23 protein-coding genes are annotated in these 20,987 nt (G+C 70.5%); 18 read left to right on the top strand and 5 right to left on the bottom strand.

All coding sequences use genetic code 11. The annotated features are described in order from the left end of the window. The first annotated feature begins 96 nt into the window (after positions 1-96). Positions 97-675: a YqgE/AlgH family protein gene (locus tag AB0K21_RS20680; protein ID WP_343975538.1), complete on the top strand. Its 579-nt coding sequence runs from the start codon at positions 97-99 to the stop codon at positions 673-675. Here AB0K21_RS20680 and AB0K21_RS20675 read toward each other — a convergent pair. Further along, the gene (locus AB0K21_RS20675; RefSeq protein ID WP_343975997.1) at positions 672-1,307 is read right to left on the bottom strand and encodes a TetR family transcriptional regulator; all 636 of its coding nucleotides are present in this window, start codon (positions 1,305-1,307) and stop codon (positions 672-674) included. The two genes, AB0K21_RS20680 and AB0K21_RS20675, sit on opposite strands and share 4 nt — an antisense overlap. A 155-nt stretch (positions 1,308-1,462) precedes the next feature. Here AB0K21_RS20675 and AB0K21_RS20670 point away from each other — a divergent pair, with 155 nt between their 5' ends. The 6 genes from AB0K21_RS20670 (at position 1,463) to AB0K21_RS20645 (ending at position 8,658) form a co-directional block, all read left to right on the top strand. After that, the gene (locus AB0K21_RS20670) at positions 1,463-3,052 is read left to right on the top strand and encodes a DHA2 family efflux MFS transporter permease subunit (protein ID WP_343975535.1); all 1,590 of its coding nucleotides are present in this window, start codon (positions 1,463-1,465) and stop codon (positions 3,050-3,052) included. 104 nt (positions 3,053-3,156) lie between these two features. After that, positions 3,157-3,408 (top strand): DUF3039 domain-containing protein, encoded by a 252-nt coding sequence (locus tag AB0K21_RS20665; protein ID WP_343975532.1) that lies wholly within the window; start codon positions 3,157-3,159, stop codon positions 3,406-3,408. 309 nt (positions 3,409-3,717) lie between these two features. Then, positions 3,718-4,425, top strand: a complete 708-nt coding sequence (locus AB0K21_RS20660; protein WP_364151944.1) for a zinc metalloprotease — start codon at positions 3,718-3,720, stop codon at positions 4,423-4,425. Next, positions 4,403-5,791, top strand: coding sequence for an MFS transporter (locus AB0K21_RS20655; protein WP_343975526.1), 1,389 nt, complete (start codon positions 4,403-4,405; stop codon positions 5,789-5,791). Before AB0K21_RS20660 ends, AB0K21_RS20655 begins: the two co-directional genes overlap by 23 nt. Before the next feature lie 98 nt (positions 5,792-5,889). Next, positions 5,890-6,747, top strand: coding sequence for a hypothetical protein (locus tag AB0K21_RS20650; RefSeq protein ID WP_343975523.1), 858 nt, complete (start codon positions 5,890-5,892; stop codon positions 6,745-6,747). A gap of 159 nt (positions 6,748-6,906) precedes the next feature. Then, the gene (locus AB0K21_RS20645) at positions 6,907-8,658 is read left to right on the top strand and encodes a DEAD/DEAH box helicase (RefSeq protein ID WP_343975520.1); all 1,752 of its coding nucleotides are present in this window, start codon (positions 6,907-6,909) and stop codon (positions 8,656-8,658) included. Positions 8,659-8,703: 45 nt separating this feature from the next. On the opposite strand, the gene AB0K21_RS20640 is transcribed toward AB0K21_RS20645, so the two are convergent. The 3 genes from AB0K21_RS20640 to AB0K21_RS20630 all read right to left on the bottom strand — a co-directional run bounded on the left by AB0K21_RS20640 (position 8,704) and on the right by AB0K21_RS20630 (position 11,381). Continuing rightward, the gene (locus tag AB0K21_RS20640) at positions 8,704-9,324 is read right to left on the bottom strand and encodes a hypothetical protein (protein WP_364151939.1); all 621 of its coding nucleotides are present in this window, start codon (positions 9,322-9,324) and stop codon (positions 8,704-8,706) included. Between the two features lie 187 nt (positions 9,325-9,511). After that, a complete protein-coding gene (locus tag AB0K21_RS20635; RefSeq protein ID WP_343975514.1) occupies positions 9,512-10,087 on the bottom strand; it encodes a nicotinamidase in 576 nt (191 codons plus the stop codon). Positions 10,088-10,091: 4 nt separating this feature from the next. Further along, the gene (locus AB0K21_RS20630) at positions 10,092-11,381 is read right to left on the bottom strand and encodes a nicotinate phosphoribosyltransferase (protein ID WP_364151936.1); all 1,290 of its coding nucleotides are present in this window, start codon (positions 11,379-11,381) and stop codon (positions 10,092-10,094) included. 40 nt (positions 11,382-11,421) lie between these two features. Here AB0K21_RS20630 and clpS point away from each other — a divergent pair, with 40 nt between their 5' ends. The 6 genes from clpS (at position 11,422) to AB0K21_RS20600 (ending at position 14,359) form a co-directional block, all read left to right on the top strand. After that, positions 11,422-11,709, top strand: a complete 288-nt coding sequence (clpS, locus tag AB0K21_RS20625) for an ATP-dependent Clp protease adapter ClpS (protein WP_030906445.1) — start codon at positions 11,422-11,424, stop codon at positions 11,707-11,709. Between the two features lie 100 nt (positions 11,710-11,809). After that, entirely contained in the window at positions 11,810-12,334 is a 525-nt protein-coding gene (locus AB0K21_RS20620; protein ID WP_343975509.1) for a DUF2017 domain-containing protein, read from the top strand. Positions 12,335-12,343: 9 nt separating this feature from the next. Beyond that, the gene (locus AB0K21_RS20615) at positions 12,344-12,760 is read left to right on the top strand and encodes a M67 family metallopeptidase (protein ID WP_343975506.1); all 417 of its coding nucleotides are present in this window, start codon (positions 12,344-12,346) and stop codon (positions 12,758-12,760) included. A 37-nt stretch (positions 12,761-12,797) separates the two neighbouring features. Continuing rightward, the gene (locus tag AB0K21_RS20610; RefSeq protein WP_343975503.1) at positions 12,798-12,953 is read left to right on the top strand and encodes a hypothetical protein; all 156 of its coding nucleotides are present in this window, start codon (positions 12,798-12,800) and stop codon (positions 12,951-12,953) included. An 88-nt stretch (positions 12,954-13,041) separates the two neighbouring features. Then, positions 13,042-13,320 carry a MoaD/ThiS family protein gene (locus tag AB0K21_RS20605; RefSeq protein WP_030906436.1) on the top strand — a complete coding sequence of 93 codons (279 nt, stop codon included), beginning with the start codon at positions 13,042-13,044 and terminating at the stop codon, positions 13,318-13,320. 91 nt (positions 13,321-13,411) lie between these two features. Next, a complete protein-coding gene (locus AB0K21_RS20600; RefSeq protein WP_343975498.1) occupies positions 13,412-14,359 on the top strand; it encodes a cysteine synthase in 948 nt (315 codons plus the stop codon). Between the two features lie 191 nt (positions 14,360-14,550). Here the strand turns inward: AB0K21_RS20600 and AB0K21_RS20595 are convergent, their stop codons facing one another. Then, complete coding sequence (locus AB0K21_RS20595) at positions 14,551-16,413, bottom strand: DUF3352 domain-containing protein (protein ID WP_343975496.1); 1,863 nt, start codon at positions 16,411-16,413, stop codon at positions 14,551-14,553. A 386-nt stretch (positions 16,414-16,799) separates the two neighbouring features. On the opposite strand from AB0K21_RS20595, the gene AB0K21_RS20590 reads away from it, so the two are divergent. The 5 genes from AB0K21_RS20590 to AB0K21_RS20570 all read left to right on the top strand — a co-directional run bounded on the left by AB0K21_RS20590 (position 16,800) and on the right by AB0K21_RS20570 (position 20,818). Beyond that, complete coding sequence (locus AB0K21_RS20590; protein WP_343975493.1) at positions 16,800-17,591, top strand: thioesterase family protein; 792 nt, start codon at positions 16,800-16,802, stop codon at positions 17,589-17,591. Positions 17,592-17,676: 85 nt separating this feature from the next. After that, complete coding sequence (gene murI / locus AB0K21_RS20585) at positions 17,677-18,498, top strand: glutamate racemase (RefSeq protein WP_343975489.1); 822 nt, start codon at positions 17,677-17,679, stop codon at positions 18,496-18,498. 97 nt (positions 18,499-18,595) lie between these two features. Then, positions 18,596-19,348, top strand: a complete 753-nt coding sequence (locus AB0K21_RS20580; RefSeq protein ID WP_343975486.1) for an MBL fold metallo-hydrolase — start codon at positions 18,596-18,598, stop codon at positions 19,346-19,348. Positions 19,349-19,353: 5 nt separating this feature from the next. Then, positions 19,354-20,070: a ribonuclease PH gene (gene rph / locus AB0K21_RS20575; protein WP_343975483.1), complete on the top strand. Its 717-nt coding sequence runs from the start codon at positions 19,354-19,356 to the stop codon at positions 20,068-20,070. A 115-nt stretch (positions 20,071-20,185) separates the two neighbouring features. Continuing rightward, positions 20,186-20,818: an XTP/dITP diphosphatase gene (locus AB0K21_RS20570; protein ID WP_343975480.1), complete on the top strand. Its 633-nt coding sequence runs from the start codon at positions 20,186-20,188 to the stop codon at positions 20,816-20,818. Positions 20,819-20,987: the final 169 nt, after the last annotated feature.

Below are 20,987 nucleotides of genomic sequence, written 5' to 3'. Positions count from 1 at the left end.
CTCATGTGCGCGTCGCGTGACGAGCACATGAGGTCCGGGTCATCAGAAGGGCGGGGGGAGCAGCGCGAAGGGGCGTTCACCCCTCATGATGGAGGTATGGCGGAGGCGATCTACGTCGGTGGGCTTCTGGTGGCCACCCCGCAGCTGGAGGATCCCAACTTCCGGCGCAGCGTGGTCCTGGTGCTGGAGCACGACCTCGACGGCGGCACCCTGGGCGTGGTGCTCAACAGGCCGAGTGACATCTCGGTGACCCAGGTGCTCCCGACCTGGGACACCATGGTCACCGGCCCGTCCGTGCTGTTCCAGGGAGGCCCCGTGCAGACAGACAGCGCCCTGGCGCTGGCCGCGGTGCCGAGCGGGCAGGAGCCGCTCGGCTGGCGGCGGCTGCACGCGGGCACCGCGGCGGTCTCCAGGCTCGGCACCGTCGACCTCGACGCGCCGCCGGAGATCCTCGCCGGGGAGATCGCCCAGATGCGCATCTTCGCGGGGTACGCCGGATGGTCGGCCGGGCAGCTGGAGAGCGAGATCGGCGAGGGCGCCTGGTACGTCGTGGACTCGGAGCCCGGCGACACCTTCCACCACGATCCCGAGTCGCTCTGGCGGGCCGTGCTCCGCCGCCAGCGGGGCGAGCTGGCCTATGTGGCCACCTGCCCCGACGACCCGTCGATGAACTAGACCGGGTGCCCGGGGCGGTCCCAGCCGGGGCGCAGGGAGCGTTCGGCCAGGGCGAGGGTCGACTCCAGGCGGGCGGCGAGGGCGTTGACGTCGTCGAGGTCGGCGGGCTCGCAGAGTTCGAAGCCGACCCGGGCGACGGCGGTGAAGAGCGCCACCACGAAGTGGGGCAGGAGGTCGCCGGGGCCGGTGCCCTGGCGCCTGCTGATCTCGGCGATCAGCCGCCGTTCGTTCTCCATCAGCCGGCGCACGCTCCCCGCGAAGAGAGCGGGGGTGGCGTCGATCACTTCGCGGGCTCTGAGGAACCTGGCGGTGTCGTCGAGATCCCCTTCCTGGAGCATGGTGACCATCGCCCGCACGGCGTGTGAGAGCGCGGTGAACGGCGCCTCGTCGGCCGGGCGGGTGGCCAGCTCGGCGAGCATGGCCTCCTGTCCGTCGGCGGCCAGGGACAGGGCGACGTCCTCCTTGGTGGCGAAGTAGCGGAAGAACGTGCGCGGGGAGACGTCCACGGCCGCGGCGATCTGGTCGACGGTCGTCGCCTCGTACCCCTGCTCAAGGAAGAGGGAGAGGGCGGCGTCGATCAGCGCCAGCCGGGTCTTCTGCTTCTTGCGCTCGCGTAGGCCGGGCCGACGCATACTCGTCACCACCTCGAAACGTATAGTTCACAGTCTGCCATAAGTCATCCGCTGCCTCTTAAAAGAATTTGTAACTTGTCAGTGACTGTCATAAATTACCCTCCGGTTGACGCCCCACGCGGGGGCAGGAGAAAGATCACAAGGGGGACCCTTCCATGGCACAGGCCAAGACGGTGGCCACGGCACCACCACCGCCGGATCCGGGCAGATCGTCCAGGCAGGGGCACCCGTGGCTGACGCTGCTGGCGGTCTCCCTCGGTGTGATGATGGTGATGCTCGACGGCACCGTCGTCGCCATCGCCAACCCGGTGATCGGCAAGGAGCTCAACGCCTCCCTCGCCGACCTGCAGTGGGTGACCAGCGGTTACCTGCTCGCGCTCGCCGTGTTCCTGATCACCGCGGGCAAGCTCGGTGACCTGTTCGGGCACAAGCGGATCTTCGTGATCGGCATCGCGGGCTTCGCGCTCACCTCCCTGGCCATCGGCCTGTCCGACTCCATCGCCTGGCTGATCGCCTTCCGCGTCCTGCAGGGGCTCTTCGGCGCCCTGCTGCAGCCCGCGGCCCTGGCCCTGCTCCGCGCGGCCTTCCCCGCCGAGAAGCTGAACATGGCGATCGGCGTCTGGGGCGCGGTGATCGGCCTGTCCAGCGCCGCCGGTCCCATCGTCGGCGGCCTGCTGGTGGAGCACGTCAACTGGCAGTCGGTCTTCTTCATCAACGTCCCGGTCGGCATCGTCGCCCTGGCCGTCGGATTCCTGGTGATCAGGGAGAGCAAGGCGGCCTCGCTGTCCAGGATCGACTGGCTCGGCGTGGTCCTGCTCTCCGGCGCCATGTTCTGCATGGTCTGGGCGATCATCAAGGCTCCCGAGTACGGCTGGGGCGACACCAGGACGCTCGGCTTCCTGGCCGGTGCCGTGGTGCTCGGCGCCGCGTTCGTCTACTGGCAGACCAAGGCCGCCGAGCCGCTCATTCCGCTCAGCCTGTTCGGCAACGCCTCGGTCGCGATCGGCACCGTGCTGATGGTGCTGGTGGCGTTCTCGATGTTCGGCGCGATGTTCTTCCTCACCTTCTACTTCCAGGGCGTGCACGGCCTGTCACCGCTCGACTCGGGTATGCGGATGCTCCCGATGAGCGCGGGCATGATCGTCGCCTCACCGCTGGCGGGTCTGGCGATCGGCAAACTCGGCCCGAAGATCACGATCTCGGCGGGCATGCTGATCACGGCCGTGGCCATGTTCCTCCTCTCCCGCCTGGGCATGGACGCGGGTTACCTCGACAGCGCGATCCCGTTCGTGCTGCTCGCCTTCGGCCTCTCCCCGGTGATGGTCGGCGCCACCGAGATCATCGTGGGCAACGCCCCGGAGGAGCTCAGCGGGGTGGCCGGCGGCGTGCAGCAGTCGGCGATGCAGGTCGGCGGCTCGATGGGCACCGCGGTGCTCGGCGCGATCGTCGCGGCCAAGGTGGCCGACGTGCTTCCCGGCTACTGGGCGGCCGCCAAGCTTCCGGAACTCCCCGCCGAGCAGCTGGAGCTGGTCAAGCAGGGCGCCTCCTACGCCCAGGCCGGCGCGGCCCCCGGCACGCCCGAGCCGATCGTGCAGGCCATCACCGGTGTCGTGCACTCCTCCTTCCTGGACGGCATGCACCTCGGTTTCACGGTCAGCACCGGGGTGGCCATCCTCGCGGCGCTGCTCGCACTCTTCGTCAGGGCGGGCCGCAAGAGCGAGGGCGCCGTGATCCACATGGGCTGAAGGCCCTCGAACACGCCTCATCCCCAGGCCCGGCGATCGATCGCCGGGCCTGGGACGTCGCGCCGGTGACCGGGGCGCGACGCTGCGGGCATAAAATCATCAGGGTGAGTACGAAGATTCTCCCTGAGAGCGACGTCCGGCCGGACCTGTCGCACGGCGACGGCGACCACGAGCGCTTCGCCCACTACGTCGAGAAGAACAAGATCATGGAGAGCGCGCTGAGCGGGACACCGGTCCGCGCGCTCTGCGGGAAGGTCTGGGTGCCCAACCGCGACCCCCAGAAGTTCCCGGTCTGCCCGGAGTGCAAGGAGATCTACTCGGGCCTGCCGAAGGGTGAGGACGGCGACAAGGAGTGAGTGTTGCTCATGGGTGATCGCCACCGATGAGGCTACGGTCGGGATGTCGCCGGGGGGCGGCGAGCGACCAGTGGCCGGTATTCGTCGGGGGAGTCCATGTTTCGGCGTGCGATCGCCGTTGTCTCCGCATGCCTGTTGACGATGCCCACCCCCGGCCGGGAACCCGCCGCGCCCGGATGCGTCCTCGCCCCCGGAGCGGCTCACGTCATGGTGCGGGGGGCGGTCCGCCCCGTGCCGCCCGTGCCGTCCCCGGTGTCGTCCCCCGCGCCGTCCGTCGACGGACGGTCCCGGTCGAGACGGCTTCCGCTCGTGCTTCCCGTCACCGTGCCCACCTGGGTGCACGTCATCACCGACGGCCGCCTCGGCGCCCCCGACTTCGCCGTACGCGACCAGATCACCACGCTCAACATCGCCTACTCCGGGCAACTCGGCGGGGCGGACACCGGGATCCGGTTCAGGCTGGAGGGCATCACCCGCACCGTCAACCCGGCATGGTTCCGCGACCCCGTCACCCACGAGCGGGCGATCAAGCAGATGCGCAGGGGCGGCCCCGAGACGCTCAACCTCTACATCGCCCAGCTCAGCGAACTGGTGCTCGGCTACTCCACCTACCCGTACGGATACCGGAAGGAGCCGGCCCTCGACGGCGTGGTCGTCGACTGGCGCAGCCTGCCCGGCGGGGCGATGCGCAGCTTCGACCGGGGGTACACCGGGGTCCATGAGATCGGTCACTGGCTCGGGCTGCTGCACACCTTCGAGAAGGGCTGCGAGGCCGTGGGCGACGGCGTCGCGGACACCGCGCCCGAGGGGCAGCCCACCGAGGGCTGCCCGCAGGTCAAGGACACCTGCGCGGGAGGCGGGCCCGACCCGATCCACAACTTCATGGACTACTCCGACGACCGCTGCATGTCCGGGTTCACCTCCGGCCAGGCCCTCAGGATGCAGGAGATGTGGGTCGCCCATCGGGAGCCGGGGCGGACACTACCCTTGACAGGTGACAGTACCGAAGACACTTGACGCTCCGTACGAATCCCCCCGGCTCTTCGGCCCCGAGTACCGCACCGCCTCCCTCGGCATCCTGCTCGTCGTCACGCTGATCGGTTTCGAGGGCATGTCCGTGGGCACGGTCATGCCCGCGGTCTCGGCGGATCTCGACGCCCTGGACCTGTACGGGATGAGCTTCTCGGCCTTTCTCATCTCCGGTCTGCTCGCCAACGTGGTCGCCGGCCTCTGGTCCGACCGGCGGGGACACGCCTGGCCGTTCCTGCTCGGTGTGGGGCTGTTCACCGCCGGTATGGTCCTGGCCGGTGCCGCCGGGACCAAGGAACTGTTCATCGTGGCGCGGGCGGTGCAGGGCCTCGGCGGCGGCGCCGTCATCGTGGCGATCTACGTGATGATCGCGCGGGTCTACGTCCCCGAGACCAGGCCCCGGGTGTTCGCCGCGCTGTCGGCCGCCTGGGTGCTTCCCGCGCTGCTCGGGCCGGCCCTCAGCGGGATCATCGCCGAGACGGTCGGCTGGCGCTGGGTCTTCTACGGCATCGCGCCGCTCGTCGTCCCCGCCCTCGTGATGCTCCTGCCCGCGCTGCGCGCCCAGCGGGACCAGGCGCCCGAGCCCTCCACCGGGCCCCGGTCCAGGCCGCTGGCGATGACCCTGGCCGCCATCGCCACGGCGGCCGGTGGCGGAGTGCTGCTGTACGGCGTGGACCGCCTGCAGAGCACCCCGGTGCCCGGCGGGGTGGCCGTCGTGGCCGGGCTGCTGTTCCTCGCCGTGGGGCTGCCCAGGCTGCTGCCACCCGGGGCGCTCAGGTTCGGGCGCGGCCTGCCCACCACGATCATGATGCGCGGGGTGCTCGCCTCGGCCTTCTTCGCGGTCAACTCCTTCATCCCGCTGCTCCTGACCGAGGTGCGGGGCTTCTCCGTCGCCGAGGCGGGGGTCGCGCTCACCACCGGTGCCCTGGGCTGGACCACCGGCTCCTACCTGCAGAGCCGCCGCTCGTACGATCGGCCCCTGCTGGTCGGGATCGGTTCCGCGGCGATCACCGCGGGCATCCTGCTGACCCTGCTCGCGCTCGTACCCGGTATCACCGGCTGGGTCACCGTGCCCGCCTGGGTCGTCGCCGGGTTCGGCATGGGCATCGGCACCACCAGTGTCAACATCACCGCGATGCGCCAGTCACCCGACGCGGAGCAGGGCGCCAACTCCGCCGCGCTCCAGGTCGTCGACACCCTGGGCGGTGCTCTCACCATCGGTCTGGCCGGTGTCCTGATCAACCTGATCGGCCACGACGACATCGCCACCGGCTACACCGTGATCGTCGCCCTGATGGCCTCCCTGGGGCTCTTCGGGGTGATCGTGGCCCGGCGTATGCGGGACATCTCATGACTCATTGGTCACTCCCGTAACAACGATCACCCATAGCCGGACCACGCCGCGGGATGCATGGTAGGACGGTAGGACCGTGACCGCCGGGAGGAGGCCCCGTGCACGAACGACCTCGCCGGTCGGACCCGTTGGGCGAGCCCGGTCGTGACGGGGGGCGCCGGTCCCGGCGGGCCGGAAAAGCCGCCCAGAAGGCCGCGCGGAAGGCGGCGCGGAAGGCGGAAGAGCGGGAATGGCCGTCCGGTGACCCGGACCTCGGCGACGAGCGCCGTCCCTGGCCGCCGCCGGAGTCCGAGCCGTCCGACAGCCGCTCCCATCTCACCTGGCCCCCCCGGATACCCGAGCCCGGCGACGACCTGCCACCCTCGGCCCGCTGGTACGGCACGCCCATCGCCCCGCCCCAGCCCCGTCCCGGGCGCCTGCGCGGCCTGCTGCTCGTACTGCTCACCCTGGTCGTCGGCGGCGGCGTCATCGCCGGCGCGGTCGTGCTGGTGCTGCGGTCGGTGCCGGACCCGCCGCCGGGGCGGGTGACCGATCCGGTCGCGGGGGTCAGCTACCGGCTGCCGGAGGGCTGGCTCGCGGGCGCGGTGCCGCCTGTCACGGGGTTCACCTCGATCGCGGGCGACGGTGTCAACACGACGGTGATGGTCATGCCGGCGGAGCCCGCGGCCGACGTGCGCGCCACCGCGGCCGAACTCGGCGACCTGTACGGGCGGCTTCTGCTCCACGGCGACAAGGTGAAGGTCGTGGACGACACGGAGATCGCGGTGGGCGCGCGCACCGGGCACGCCCGCTCGCTGCGCGCCGAGTACCTGGACATCGTGAACCGGCCGGCCTACCTTCGCGTGGTCTTCCTCACAGGTGGCGGCAGGCGCCCGGTGGTCGTGGTCGGGATGGCCCAGCCGGACGATCCCGTGTCGCGGGCCGAGATCGATACGGTGATCGCGGGTCTGAGCTGACGCTCGGCCTCCGTGAGCCGCGCCGTGCCCGTCGATCGGCGGCGACGCGGCGGGCGAAGGATCCGGGGGACGGAACACCTAGCACGTGGAGGCGACCTTGGCGAGGATCTCGGCCGATCGGCACGTCTTGTCGGCGACGCAGATTACCCTGGTGACACTGTGAGCACTTTCGCCGCATCCCACCTCTCGCCTTCATATCCGGACCGTGCCGCCTGGGGCACCGCGCCGAAGCTTCGCGCGTGGCAGCAGGAGGCCTTTGACCTGTACTCCAGCCGTGAGCCGCGCGACTTCCTCGCGGTCGCCACGCCGGGTGCGGGCAAGACGACCTTCGCGCTCCGCATCGCCAGCGACCTGCTGTCCAGGGGGGTGATCCGGGCTGTGACCATCGTCACACCGACGGAGCATCTCAAGCAGCAGTGGGCGGACGCCGCGGGCAGGGTCGGCATCGCGATCGACCCCGAGTTCAAGAACAGCCAGGGCGCGACCTCCCGTGACTACGTCGGGGTGGCCATCACCTACGCCCAGGTGTCGATGCATCCGGCACTGCACCGCGCACGCACCGAGGCGCGCAAGACGCTCGTGATCTTCGATGAGATCCACCACGCGGGCGACGCGAAGTCCTGGGGCGACGGCGTGCGGGAGGCGTTCGAGCCCGCTGCCCGGCGCCTCGCCCTGACCGGCACCCCCTTCAGGTCCGACATCAACCCGATCCCCTTCGTCACCTACGCCGAAGACGGCGACGGGGTCAGGCGCAGTGTCTCCGACTACTCCTACGGTTACGGTCCCGCGCTCGCCGACGGTGTCGTCCGCCCGGTCATCTTCCTGGCCTACGCCGGTGAGATGCGCTGGCGGACCCGCGCCGGCGACGAGATCGCGGCGACCCTCGGCACCCCGCTCACCAAGGACCAGCTCGGCCAGGCGTGGCGGGCCGCGCTCGACCCGAAGGGCGAGTGGATTCGCCAGGTCCTCCGGGCGGCCGACCGGCGGCTGACCGAGGTGCGCAGGGGCGTGCCCGACGCCGGGGCCCTGGTCATCGCCACCGACCACGAGACCGCCCGCGCCTACGCCCGCCACATCAGGACGATCACCGGCGAGGGCGCCACGGTCGTGCTCTCCGACGACCCGGCGGCCTCCAAGAAGATCAAGGACTTCTCCGCGTCCGAGCAGCGCTGGCTGGTCGCGGTCCGGATGGTCTCCGAGGGTGTCGACATCCCGCGTCTGGCCGTCGGCGTCTACGCCACGAGCATCTCGACCCCGCTCTTCTTCGCGCAGGCGGTCGGCCGCTTCGTCCGTGCCCGCAAGAGAGGCGAGACCGCGTCCGTCTTCGTGCCCTCGGTGCCGACCCTGATGGGACTGGCCGCGGAGCTGGAGGCCGAGCGCGACCACGTGCTCGACCGCAAGCCCCCGGAGGAGGGGCTGGACGACTTCCTGATGGAGGACGCCCAGCGTAAGAAGGACAACCCCGACGTCCTTGGTGATGAGCTGCCGTTCGAGACCCTGGAGGCGGTCGCCACCTTCGACCGGGTGCTCTTCGACGGCGGCGAGTTCGGCAGCGCCGCGGAGACCGGTTCCCCCGAGGAGGAGGACTTTCTCGGCCTGCCGGGTCTGCTGGAGCCCGACCAGGTCCGCACCCTGCTGAGCAAGCGCCAGTCCGATCAGCTGAAGGCCAGGCGGAACAGGCCCGAGCCCAAGGAGCCGCAACTCGCCCCGCACGAGCTGATCGCCAACCTTCGCAAGGAGCTCAACGGCCTCGTCGGCGCCTGGAACCACCGCACCGGCCAGCCGCACGGCGTCATCCACGCCGAGCTCCGCAGGTCCTGCGGCGGCCCCGCCATCGCGCAGGCCTCCGCGGAGCAGATCCAGGAGCGGATCGACAAGATCCGCCACTGGGCCACCCAGCGCTCCCACTGACCCGGCCACCGGGTCGCACCGGCGTTCGCGCCGGGCGCGACCCGGTCAGCCGAGGGCGATCGGCCTGCCGGTCCGGCCGTCGACCGCCCGGAACCCTCCCTCGCCGCGCACCGGTTGCGCGAGCGGCACCTGCAGGGAGGCCACGCCGCCGGTGACGCTCACCGGCCGCGTCGTGGCGTCCGAGGCGCGACTCTCCCGACCATCCGTCTCGCCGTCGCGCACCCAGACCCTGATCGTGCGGTTCCGGTGACGCAGGACCACGGTCGCGGTGTCGCACTCGTCGGCCCTGGCCGTCCAGAAGAGCGTCACACCCCGCAGCGCGCCCTGGCGGCGGGCCAGCCGCACCCGCTCGGGGGCGGGCATCCTGCCGGGGCAGGAGGCGCTCCGCACGTCCCGAGCGCCCTGCTGAGCCGCCTGCGGGGCCGGGGCCGGCTCCGAGGCCGGCCCCGCAGGCGGCCCCGGAGCCGGTATCCGGGCCGCCGAGGGCGAGGGCGCGGCGATGAGGGTCCGCGGGGGGATCCGGACCGTGCTGGTGGTCCAGATTGTGGCCATCTCCAGTGAGACCAGCGCCAGCACGCTCGTCAGCCGCACCAGCGTCCCGCCGCGAAAAAGGTTCCACAGGCACAGCGGGGTCAGGACCAGCCAGGAGACACCGAGCACGAACATATGAGGTCACCACCGGTAGTAAGAGGTCTCAGCTCTCCGTGATACTCCTGTCGCGGCGGGTGGTGGTTGTGTTTACCCACCCATGCCGATCCGGTAGTCGTTCGAATGCCCGGAGTGGGCGATCCTGATGGCCTTCCCTCGCCGGGCTGACGGACAGGGCGGGAAACCGTGCCGAAGGGGGCGGCCGTCAGGCCGGGCGGACCACCGGGGTGCCGGTGAGACGGGCTCCGGCGGAGCCGAGCTCGGCGAGGGCGGCCTCGGTGGTCGGGGCGGCCACCCCCGCGGTGAGATCCAGCAGCACCCGGACGGAGAGGCCGTGCGCGAGCGCGTCCAGGGCGGTGGCCCGCACACAGTGGTCGGTGGCGATGCCGACGACGTCCACCGTGTCCACGCCGCGCTCGCCGAGCCAGTCGGCCAGGCCCGTACCGTCGGGGGTGACGCCCTCGAAGCCGCTGTAGGCGGCGGCGTGCGCCCCCTTGCTGAACACCTCCTCCACCCGTCCGGTGTCGAAGGCGGGATGGAAGTCCGAGCCGGTCGTCCCGGCGACGCAGTGGACAGGCCAGGAGTTCACGTAGTCGGGTTCGGCGGCGAAGTGGGAGCCGGGGTCCACGTGGTGGTCGCGGGTGGCCACGACGTGGTCGTAGCCGTGGGAGGCGGTGTACCGGGAGATGGCGGCGGCCACCTCGGCGCCGCCACCGACCGGAAGGCTGCCGCCCTCGCAGAAGTCGTTCTGGACGTCGACGATGATCAGTGCGGTTGGCATGCGGTCAGTCAAACACGGTGGGCAGCGCGGCGTAGCCCCGGGAGAGCTGGTGGGCGTTGACCGGCAGCTCGGCGAGGGCCTCCCGGTGTCGCGTGCGGGCCGCGTCCAGCTTCTCGCGGCCGACGATCTCGCCCTTCCTGACCAGCGGGACCTGCAGCGGGCGGGCGTCCGCGGGAAGGTCGCCGGAGGTGGTGACCAGCTCGGTGACCGCCGTGCCCGCCGGGTCGAGCCTGCGGAAGGCGTTCTTGCGGCCGCCCCTGCTGGGCTTGCCCACCGACCTCTTGGCCACCGGCCGCATGGTCCCGTCGGCGTCGGCGCGGGCGACGAGCTTGTAGACCAGGGCGGCGGTGGGCGAGCCCGAGCCGGTGACCAGCGACGTGCCGACGCCGTAGCCGTCCACGGGGGCGGCCGACAGTGCCGCGATGGCGTACTCGTCGAGGTCGCTGGTGACGATGATCCGGGTCTGGTGCGCGCCGAGCGCGTCGAGCTGCTCGCGGACCTCGTGGGCCACCTGGACGAGGTCGCCGGAATCGAGGCGGACGGCGCCGAGGGAGGGGCCGGCCAGCTCCACCGCGGTCCGTACGGCCTGGGCCACGTCGTAGGTGTCGACCAGCAGCGTGGTGCCGGCGCCGAGGGAGGTGATCTGGGCCTGGAAGGCCTGCTCCTCGGAGTCGTGGAGCAGGGTGAACGCGTGGGCCGCGGTGCCGGCCGTCGGCACCCCGTACGCGCGGCCCGCCATGAGGTTGGAGGTGGAGGAGAACCCGCAGAGGTAGGCGGCTCGCGCGGCGGCCACGGCCGCGGCCTCGTGGGTGCGTCGCGAGCCCATCTCGATGATCGGCCTGGTCCCGGCGGCGCCGACCATGCGAGCGGCGGCGGCGGCGATCGCGCAGTCGTGGTTGAGCACCGACAGGATCACGGTCTCCAGCAGCACCGCCTCGGCGAACGTGCCCTCCACCGTCATGATCGGGGAACCGGGGAAGTAGCACTCGCCCTCGGCGTAGCCGTCCACGTCACCCGAGAACCGGTATCCGGCGAGGAAGGCCAGTGTCGGCTCGTCGACGATCCGGTTGTCTTCGAGGAACGCCAGCGACTCCTCGTCGAAGCGGAAGGACTCCAGCGCCTCCAGCACCCGGCCGGTACCCGCGACGACCCCGTAGCGCCGTCCACCGGGCAACTGCCGCGCGAACACCTCGAAGACCGCCCGCCTGGAGGCGGCGCCGCTTCTCAGCGCCGCCTCCAGCATCGTCAGCTCATAGTGATCGGTAAGCAACGCGGTGCTCATGCTCTCTGTCACGAGTCGAAGACTAATCCCGGGGTAGGGCAGACTGGTGAATGTGGGTAGCACCGCTCCAACAGAGGTCGAGCGTCCGTCAATCGACGTAAGACCCGATCTGCCATGGTTGACGATCGTCTGGAATGACCCCGTGAACCTGATGTCCTATGTGACGTACGTCTTCCGGACCGTCTTCGGATACTCCAAGGAGAAGGCGGAGAAGTTGATGCTCGACGTGCATCACAAGGGCAAGGCGGTGGTCTCCAGCGGCACCCGTGAGGAGATGGAGCGCGACGCGCAGATCATGCACTCCTACGGGCTGTGGGCCACGGTCCAGCGGGATTCGTGAGCGGGCGGCCGGTGCCGTCCGTCGCCGGGCGGATGACGGGTCGATCCCAGACGACGGGCGGGTCCCGGGTGGAGGGCCCGCGAGGAATGGTGGGCGAGAGATGAGTTCGGGATTCAAGCCGGGGCGTGAGGGCGGTGTGGTCACGGGTTTCGACGCCGCCGAGGTGTCGATCCTGCGCTCGCTGGTCACCCAGACCCTGGGCCTGATAGAGCCGGGGGAGACCGGAGACGATCCACTGGAGAGGGCGCTCGGCATCGGCGCGTCCGAACAGTCCAACGATCCGGTGCTGGCCAGGCTGTTTCCCTCGGCGTACGAGGACGGCGAGGCGGCCGCGGAGTTTCGCCGGTACACCGAGGCGACGCTGCGCGAGGGCAAGCGGGCCGACGCCAAGGCGATGCTCGACAGCGCCGAGCCCGGCCGGGTCGAGCTGACCAGGGAGCAGGCGGAGGCGTGGATGCGCGCGCTGAACGACGTGCGGCTCACCCTCGGCACCCGGCTGGAGGTGACCGAGGAGGTGCACGACGAGATCGCCGACATGCCGGAGCACGACCCTCGTTATCCGGTGTACGTCATCTACGACTGGCTGACCTACCTCCAGGACACCCTGGTCCGCGCCCTTTGGTAGCTTTCAGACATGCTCACGATCTCCCGGGAACTGGTTGACAAGATCATCGCGCACGCTCGGGCGGACCACCCCGACGAGGCCTGCGGTGTGATCGCCGGGCCCGTCGGTTCCGACTCCCCCGAACGGTTCATCGCCATGGAGAACGCCGAGCGGTCGCCGACGTTCTACCGGTTCGACTCGCTGGAGCAGTTGCGCGTCTGGCGGGAGATGGACGACCGCGACGAGGAGCCGGTGGTGATCTACCACTCCCACACCGCCACCGAGGCGTACCCCTCCCGCACCGACATCTCCTACGCCGCCGAACCAGGAGCCCACTACGTGCTGGTCTCCACCCGGGAGGAGCTGGGTGCGGAGGCCGAGTTCCGCTCGTACCGGATCGTCGACGGCGTCGTGAGCGAGGAGAAGGTGACGATCACCTCCGGGTGACCGTCCCGGGTGTACGGCCGTGTGGTGGATTGTCCCTTTGGGTAAGCTGGTGGGCATGCTGACCGCCGCCCCGAGCCAGGAGGACGTCGTGTGCTCGCGTCCCGGCCCACGGGCACGGCACGCGGGCGTCGCGCCCGTGCAGAACTTCCTGTTCGCGCACACGCCTTTCGTTGTCGTCTACGACTGTCGCTGACCGGCTTTTCTGGAATCCCCCGGCGCTCGCCGGTGTTTCGAACCGGTGGGCTATTACTCCCATGACGACACAAGGAGATTGACCCGCGATGGCCATTGAGGTTCGCATCCCGACCATCCTGCGCACCTACACCGACGGTGCCAAGGCCGTCGACGCCAAGGGCGCCACGCTTGAGGAGCTGATCGGCGACCTGGAGGCCCGGCACCCCGGGCTGAAGGAGCGCCTGGTCGACAAGGGCGCGCTGCGCCGCTTCGTGAACGTCTACCTGAACGACGAGGACGTCCGGTTCCTGGGCGGGCTGGAGACCCCGGTCGCCGACGGCGACACGGTCACCGTCCTGCCCGCCGTGGCCGGCGGCTCCCGCTAGTGCGCGGCGCCGCCCGCCTCGCGAGATCTCTCGGGGTGGGCGGCGCACCTCGCTGTCGTTGGTAGGACTACAGAGGCGGAAGCCGTACACCATGCGCTTTGACTCACTGATCGACTCGGTAGGCCGGACCCCGATGGTCGGCCTGCCCAGGCTCTCGCCCTCGGAGGACGTGCGGATCTGGGCCAAGCTCGAAGACCGCAACCCGACAGGTTCGATCAAGGACCGTCCGGCGCTGTGGATGATCGAGCAGGCGGAGAAGGACGGGCTCCTCTCACCGGGCTGCACCATCCTCGAACCCACGAGCGGCAACACCGGCATCTCGCTGGCGATGTCCGCCCGGCTCAAGGGTTACCAGCTGATCTGCGTGATGCCGGAGAACACCTCCGAGGAGCGCCGCCAGCTGCTGCGCATGTGGGGGGCGCAGATCATCTCCTCGCCCGCGGCGGGCGGCTCCAACGAGGCGGTCAGGGTCGCCAAGGGGCTGGCCGCCGAGAACCCCGACTGGGTGATGCTCTACCAGTACGGCAACCCGGCCAACTGGCGCTCGCACTACGAGTCGACCGGGCCGGAGATCCTGGAGGACCTGCCCTCCGTCACCCACTTCGTGGCCGGTCTGGGCACCACGGGCACCCTGATGGGCGTCGGCCGGTTCCTGCGCGAGCACGTCCCCGATGTGAAGATCGTCGCCGCCGAGCCGCGTTACGGCGAGCTGGTGTACGGCCTGCGCAACGTCGACGAGGGCTTCATCCCCGAGCTGTACGACGCCGAGGTCCTGACCACGCGTTTCTCCGTCTCCTCGGCCGACGCGCTGCGGCGCACCCGGGAGCTGCTGGCCGCGGAGGGCATCTTCGCCGGGGTCTCCACCGGGGCCGCGTTGCACGCCGCGCTCGGCATGGCGGCCAAGGCCGTCAAGGCGGGGGAACGGGCCGACATCGTCTTCGTGGTCGCGGACGGCGGCTGGAAGTACCTGTCCACCGGTGCCTACGAGGGGACGCTGGACGAGGCCGAGGAGCGGCTCGAAGGCCAGCTCTGGGCCTGATCCGAGGTCGGTGGGTACCGGCCGAGCGGTGAACGGCGAGGCCGGCTCGCGGTCCGTCGAGGGAATCGGGCCGGCGGGTACGGGTACGGGCGCCGGATGACGGGCGGACGACGAAGGGCGGGCGTCCCACCGGGACGCCCGCCCTTCGTCGTCCGGTCCCCGGCGGGAGCCCGCCGGGGACCGAGGGGGAGCTAGTCGTTGAGCAGGAGCCGCATCGAGAAGGTCGCCTCGCTGCCCGACTGGGTGCCGCTCACGCCCACGCCGCGCAGCACCTGGAGGTTGGCCTTCTCGTCGCCCTGCAGGCCTTCGAGATAGAGCTTCTCGATCTTGTCCAGGTCGACGAAGACGGCGAAGGTCGCCTCGTCGGCGTTGGGGATCGCGAGCTGGAAGGTCTCGCTGTCGCCCAGGGCGCCGTCCTTGTCGAGCTCGGCGGCGTACTCCTGCGAGCTGGCCAGCACGAAGGTGCCGTCACCGGGAACCTTGGCGAGCTGCGGGACGGCCGTCCCGGTGGCGGCGAGATACTTCTCGATCTTGCCGACCACCTCCTGCGCCTTGGCCGGGTCGGTGACGACCTTCGCGCCGAACTTCGGCTGGTCGCCGTCGAGGCCACCTGCGTCCAGCGCGAGGGTGATGTTCTTGCCGAGCAGCGTCACCAGGTCGTCGGGGAGCGACAGCCCGGACTGCTGCTTGGCCTGGTCGACGAACTGCTGCACGCCGCCGCCACCGGCCGCGTCGGCCGACTTCATGAGCTGCGTCCACTGCTTGCCGATCACCTCGCCGAGACCGGAGATCGAGACCGCGCCGGCGGTGGAGGCCGGAAGCGTGCTGATCCGGGAGGCCTCGGGGGTGCCCATGTCCAGATTCTGGGCGCCGCGGCTGACGCCCGCGAGCTCGATGTACCCGCTGTCGAAGCGGAGGGCGCCGGCCACCCGGACGTTCTTGATCTGGGCGAGGGTGGCGGGGTCCTGGGACGCCACTTCGGGAGCCAGCTGGGCGAGCTTGCCGGCGTCCGCCCAGAAGGAGAGGACGCCGGTCTCGCCGAGCGCGCTCAGGTCGTCGGAGAAGTTGGCGTTCTCCGACAGCGGCGCGGCGGCCGCGGCCCGGTCGGCCTCCGCCTGGGTGGGGCTGAGCAGCGCGTAGTCGTCGCGGAACGCGATGCCGTACTTCTCCTTGCCCATCAGCTTGGCGATGCCGGCCTTGGCCTTGTCCTGGTCGGTGACCTGGACGGCCACCACGGCGCCGGGCTCCTTGGCGCCCCTGGCGGGCGGCACCGCGGCCACGCCGACGCGGACGCCGAGCCACGGCTCGATGTCGGTGGCGTAGTTCACCTTGCCGAGGCTGTCGGACTCCTTCTTCAGCAGGTCGAAGATGGCCTGGCGCGGGTCGTCGCCGGTGAAGGAGTCCTTGGTGGCGGTGAACTTCCTGGCGATGCCGAACAGCGCCAGCTTCTGGTTCGCGGCCGGGTCGAGGTCAAGGCGTACGTAGCCGATGGCGTTGGCGGGCAGCACGTCGTGCGGCTGCGTGCCGCCGCCGCTGAGCAGGTTGACCGCGAAGACGCCGCCGCCGCCCACGAGGACCACGACCAGCGCGGCGATCGCCGCGAACAGCCAGCCCTTACCGCCCTTGCGGGGCGGAGTTCCGGTCGGCTGTCCCGCGCCCAGGAAGTCGGGGCCCTGCTGCCAGTTCCCCGCCTGCTGCGGATAGGGCTGCTGCCCGTAGCCCTGCTGCTGGCCGTAGGGCTGGCCGGCCGGCTGCCCGTAGCCCTGCTGGCCGTAGCTCTGCTGACCATAGTTCTGCTGCCCGGCGGGCTGCCCGTAGTTCTGCTGGCCGTACGCCTGCTGGGGGTTCTGCTGAGGCTGGCCCTGCTGCGGGTAGGGCTGCCCCTGCTGGTAGCCCTGCTGGGGTTGGGGGTATCCGGGCTGGGTGTTCTGCGGGTAGACCTGCGTGTGCGGTTGGTCGCTTCGCTGCGCGCCCTCGTTCCAACGGTAGGCGATCGTCCTGTCGGGTTGCTGATCCGGCGTGGGCGACTGGTCTGGGGGATTGTTGGCAGGCATGATCACTCACAATGTGGACTTCGTGGATATGGAGAAGTTAGTGCACTTTGCTAGCAACCCGCTTGCATTGAACTAACCATGTGATTGGTGCATCTAAGGGGGGTTGGGCCTGCTCCCTTGGGGTTCGTCAAGACTTGACGCGCCATTTTCGCAGGTGGTCGTCATGTCCTTCTTCCTGCGGGCTTCGACCTTTCCGCAGCCCCGGGCGGTCCGGGAAACCGCGGAGAATCCTGCGATTCGGGTGCCCCCAGCCTCATTTCGGGCTCGGTTTGGAATCGGATCGGGCTCAGGTCCGGCCCAGGTGGTGGAGCGTCCGGGGGCCGGAGAGGCGAAGGCGGCGAGGAGTGGGTAAAGTGAGCCGTCTAGAACAAGGTTCGGGAGCGTGGATGACGAAGTTCGACGAGGCGACAGGGGCCATCCGGGTGGACGAGACCACCTACGACGTGTGTCTCGACCCCGGATACTCGATCGGCGGCCCCCTCAACGGCGGCTACCTGATGGCCGTGCTGCTGCGCGCGGTCGTGGACGCCTCCCCCCATGAGCACCCGGTGACCACCAGCGCCCAGTTCCTGCGCGCCGCCGTCCCCGGCCCCGCGCAGGTGCGCCTGGAGCAGATCAAGACCGGCCGCACCGCCACAATGACCCGGGCCAGCCTGGTCAGGGACGGCGACTCCATCATCGAGTCCCTGGTCACGACCGCGACCCTCGGCGGCGCCGCCCCCGACTGGACGGACGGACCCTCGGTGGCGATGCCGCCGATGGAGCAGTGCCTCCGGCTGCCCGCCCCCAAGACCGAGTCGAACATGACGCTCAACGCCCAGATGGAGCTGGCGTTCGACCCTCCCACCATCGGCTGGCTCGACGGCAGGCCCAGCGGCCGCCCCGAGGCCCGCGCCTACTTCCGGATGGCCGAGCCACAGGATCCCGACCCCTACGTGCTGGCGCTGGCGGTGGACGCGCTGCCGCCGGTGGTCTTCTCCGCCGGAGAGCGCGGCTGGGCCCCCACCGTCGACCTCACCTGGCACCTGCGCGCCCTGCCCGCCCCCGGCTGGCTGACCGTCATCGCCGGCGGCAGGCTGATCAGCGACGGCTGGTTCGACGAGGACGTCGAGGTCTGGGACTCCGCCGGCCGCCTGGTCGCCCAGTCCCGCCAGCTGGCCCGCGTCGGGCGAGGCTGACGTCCACGGGGCCGCTCGGGTGAGGCCGGCGGTGTGAGGATTCTTACCGTGTTCGATCGACCCAGGTCGCCTAGCCTTGGGAACTGTGTCGCAAGCAAGCGTTGGAATCTTTGACAGTGGTGTGGGCGGCCTCACGGTGGCTCGGGCGATCATCGATCAGTTGCCCAACGAGTCGATCCTCTACGTGGCGGACACGGCGAGGCAGCCGTACGGCCCCAAGAGCATCGCGCAGGTCCGCGCCTACGCGCTGGAGGTGATGGACCACCTCGTCGAGCACGACGTGAAGATGCTGGTGATCGCGTGCAACAGCGCCAGCGCCGCGGTGCTCCGCGACGCCCGCGAGCGCTACGACGTGCCGGTCGTCGAGGTGATCCAGCCGGCCACCCGCCGTGCCGTACGCGCCACCCGCAACGGCAGGGTCGGGGTGATCGGGACCAGGGCCACCATCGAGTCGATGGCGTACCACGACGCGTTCGCCGCGGCCCCCGACGTCCGGCTGACCACGGTGGCGGCGCCGCGCCTGGTGGAGTTCGTCGAGCGCGGGGAGACCATGAGCGAGGAGCTCATCGCCGTCATCCGTGAGTACCTGGAGCCGGTGCTCGCCGACCGGTGCGACACGTTGATCCTGGGATGCACGCACTACCCGCTCCTCGTCGGGCCGATCTCCTACGTGGTGGGAGACGGCGTCACGCTGGTGTCCAGCGCCGACGAGACGGCCAAGGACGTGTACCGCATCCTGCACGACCGGGGTCTGGCCGCCGTAGGGGGCGCGCCCGGACACCGTTTCCGCGCCACCGGTGACGCGGGCCTCTTCGCCGACCTCGGGCGACGGTTCCTCGGACCGGAGATCGAGGCGGTCGAGGTGGCGGTGGTGGGTGATGTTTCGAACAACGGACATCGCGCGTAACAGTGCTCCGGCGCTCCGTAGGGGAGCGCCCGGGAGCGGCGGACACCGGTCACCGGCGTCCGCGACGCGCAGCGCCGCAAAAACAGTGGAGGCCGCCGTGAAATTGACGATCATCGGGTGCTCGGGGAGTTTTCCCGGCCCTGACAGCCCTTCGTCCTGCTACCTGCTGGAGGCGGAGGGGTTTCGCATGCTGCTGGACTTCGGGAACGGCGCGCTCGGCGCACTCCAGAGGCACATCGGCCTGTACGACGTGGACGCGATCTGCCTGTCGCACCTGCACGCCGACCACTGTCTCGACATATGCCCGTACCACGTGGTGCGCACCTACTCGCCCGAGGGGCCGCTGCCCAGGGTGCCGGTGTACGCACCCGCGGACGCGCGCCGGCGCCTGAACTCGGCCTACGCGATGCCGGACGAGCCGCTGCTGGAGTCGGCCTTCGACTTCGTGGGGCTGACACCGGGAACGCTCGAGGTCGGCCCGTTCGAGGTGACGGCCGCGCTGATGAACCACCCGGTGGAGACCTACGGGTTCAGGGTCTCCTGCGGCGGGCGCTCGGTGGCCTACTCCGGCGACACCGGCGAGAGCGCCGAGCTGGTCAAGCTCGCCTCGGGAGCCGACGTCTTCCTGTGCGAGGCGTCACACCTCGATCGGCCGGGACTCCCCACCGGCCTGCACCTGAGCGGCCGCCAGGCGGCCGAGCACGCGGCCAGGGCGGACGTGGAGACCCTGGTGCTGACCCACCTGGTGCCCTGGAACGACAGCGACCGCGTCCTGGGGGAGGCCCACGGCGGCGGGTTCGGCGGGCGGATGGAACTCGCACGAAGCGGGGTCCGGTATGACCTAGGGTGAGCTGCATGGCTCGTGCAGATGGACGTTCTCCCGATCAGCTCCGCCCCGTCACCATCACCCGCGACTGGATCACCCACGCCGAGGGTTCGGTGCTCGTCGAGTTCGGCGGCACCAGGGTGCTCTGCGCCGCCTCCGTGCAGGACAGCGTGCCGCGCTGGCGCCGAGGCAGTGGTCAGGGCTGGATCACCGCCGAGTACGCCATGCTGCCGCGTGCCACGAACACCCGCAACGACCGCGAGTCGGTACGCGGCAAGATCGGCGGCCGTACGCACGAGATCTCCCGCCTGATCGGCCGTTCGCTGCGCGCCTGCGTCGACTACAAGGTCCTCGGCGAGAACTCGATCGTCATCGACTGCGACGTGCTCCAGGCGGACGGCGGCACCCGCACCGCCGCCATCACCGGCGCGTACGTGGCGCTGGTCGACGCGATCGCCTGGATGCGCAAGCGGAAGATGTGCGCCGGAGACCCGCTGGTCGACTCGGTCGCGGCGGTCTCCGTCGGCGTCGTCGGCTCGACGCCGCTGCTCGACCTCTGCTACACCGAGGACGTCGCCGCCGAGACGGACATGAACGTGGTGATGACCGGCTCCGGCGAGTTCGTCGAGGTCCAGGGCACCGCGGAGGGCAAGCCGTTCAACCGCGCCGCCCTCGACGAGCTGCTCGACCTCGGCGCGGCCGGCTGCGCGGAGCTCACCCGCCTGCAGCGAGAGGCCCTGGCATAAGGGTTCTCCACCCGGGCGGGTAGGGTGTGGCCCGCTTCGGCGTTGTCAGGTCAGGTGCGACATGACCTGGCCTGTTCGAGCGGGATATGACTGGGTTTGGAGCGAAGGAGCCAGTGTGAGCGAGTCCGAGGTGCACGAGAGCGGCAGCCCCAGAGTGGTCCTCGCCACCCGGAACGCGGGGAAGATCGCCGAGCTGCGCCGGATCCTGGCCGACGCCGAGGTCCCGGTGGAGATCGTCGGGCTTGAGGAGTTCCCCGAGATCGGCGACGTCGCCGAGACCGGCCTGACCTTCGCGGAGAACGCCCTGCTCAAGGCGCACGCGGTGGCCCGGCAGTCCGGCCTGCCGGCGATCGCCGACGACTCCGGCCTCTGCGTCGACGCGCTGAACGGCATGCCGGGCATCTTCTCCGCCCGCTGGTCCGGCAGGCACGGCGACGATCCGGCCAACCTCGACCTGCTGCTCGCCCAGGTCTCCGACGTGCCCGCCGAGCACCGGGGCGCGCACTTCGCCTGCGCCGCCGCGCTGGCGCTCCCCTCCGGAGAGGAGCGGGTGACCGAGGGCGCGCTGCACGGCGTGATCATCGACACCCCGCGCGGTGTCAACGGCTTCGGCTACGACCCGATCCTCGTCCCCGAGGGCGAGAGCCGGACCACCGCCGAGCTGTCCGCCGAGGAGAAGGACGCCATCAGCCACCGGGGCCGCGCCTTCCGCGCCCTGGCCCCCATCCTCGCCGAAGTGCTCGTCTGACGCTCTTGCACCGTCCGGCCGCGAGGGCCGGTGGAGAGCCGCCGTGGTCACGGCGAGGCTCTCGTGCTCCTCGGCGGAGCCTGTCCGGGGAGCAAGTGATGACCAGGGGCGACTGTTCGAGCCGGCCTGTAATCGGGGCGTAAGATCCTCCGTTCGCGAATGGGCGTAG

Source organism: Streptosporangium sp. NPDC049248 (assembly GCF_040678965.1).
Classification (GTDB): domain Bacteria; phylum Actinomycetota; class Actinomycetes; order Streptosporangiales; family Streptosporangiaceae; genus Streptosporangium; species Streptosporangium fukuiense.
Note: the sequence above shows the minus strand (reverse complement) of the source record. Positions and strands in the feature narration are given on the sequence as shown.

Bases quoted from the DNA above. Each gene is read 5' to 3' on its own strand.
- AB0K21_RS20680 (WP_343975538.1), top strand. From the start codon at position 97: ATGGCGGAGGCGATCTACGTCGGTGGGCTTCTGGTGGCCACCCCGCAG.
- AB0K21_RS20675 (WP_343975997.1), bottom strand. From the start codon at position 1,307: ATGCGTCGGCCCGGCCTACGCGAGCGCAAGAAGCAGAAGACCCGGCTG.
- AB0K21_RS20670 (WP_343975535.1), top strand. From the start codon at position 1,463: ATGGCACAGGCCAAGACGGTGGCCACGGCACCACCACCGCCGGATCCG.
- AB0K21_RS20640 (WP_364151939.1), bottom strand. From the start codon at position 9,324: ATGTTCGTGCTCGGTGTCTCCTGGCTGGTCCTGACCCCGCTGTGCCTG.
- AB0K21_RS20635 (WP_343975514.1), bottom strand. From the start codon at position 10,087: ATGCCAACCGCACTGATCATCGTCGACGTCCAGAACGACTTCTGCGAG.
- AB0K21_RS20620 (WP_343975509.1), top strand. From the start codon at position 11,810: ATGAGTTCGGGATTCAAGCCGGGGCGTGAGGGCGGTGTGGTCACGGGT.
- AB0K21_RS20615 (WP_343975506.1), top strand. From the start codon at position 12,344: ATGCTCACGATCTCCCGGGAACTGGTTGACAAGATCATCGCGCACGCT.
- AB0K21_RS20605 (WP_030906436.1), top strand. From the start codon at position 13,042: ATGGCCATTGAGGTTCGCATCCCGACCATCCTGCGCACCTACACCGAC.
- AB0K21_RS20600 (WP_343975498.1), top strand. From the start codon at position 13,412: ATGCGCTTTGACTCACTGATCGACTCGGTAGGCCGGACCCCGATGGTC.
- AB0K21_RS20595 (WP_343975496.1), bottom strand. From the start codon at position 16,413: ATGCCTGCCAACAATCCCCCAGACCAGTCGCCCACGCCGGATCAGCAA.
- AB0K21_RS20590 (WP_343975493.1), top strand. From the start codon at position 16,800: ATGACGAAGTTCGACGAGGCGACAGGGGCCATCCGGGTGGACGAGACC.
- rph (WP_343975483.1), top strand. From the start codon at position 19,354: ATGGCTCGTGCAGATGGACGTTCTCCCGATCAGCTCCGCCCCGTCACC.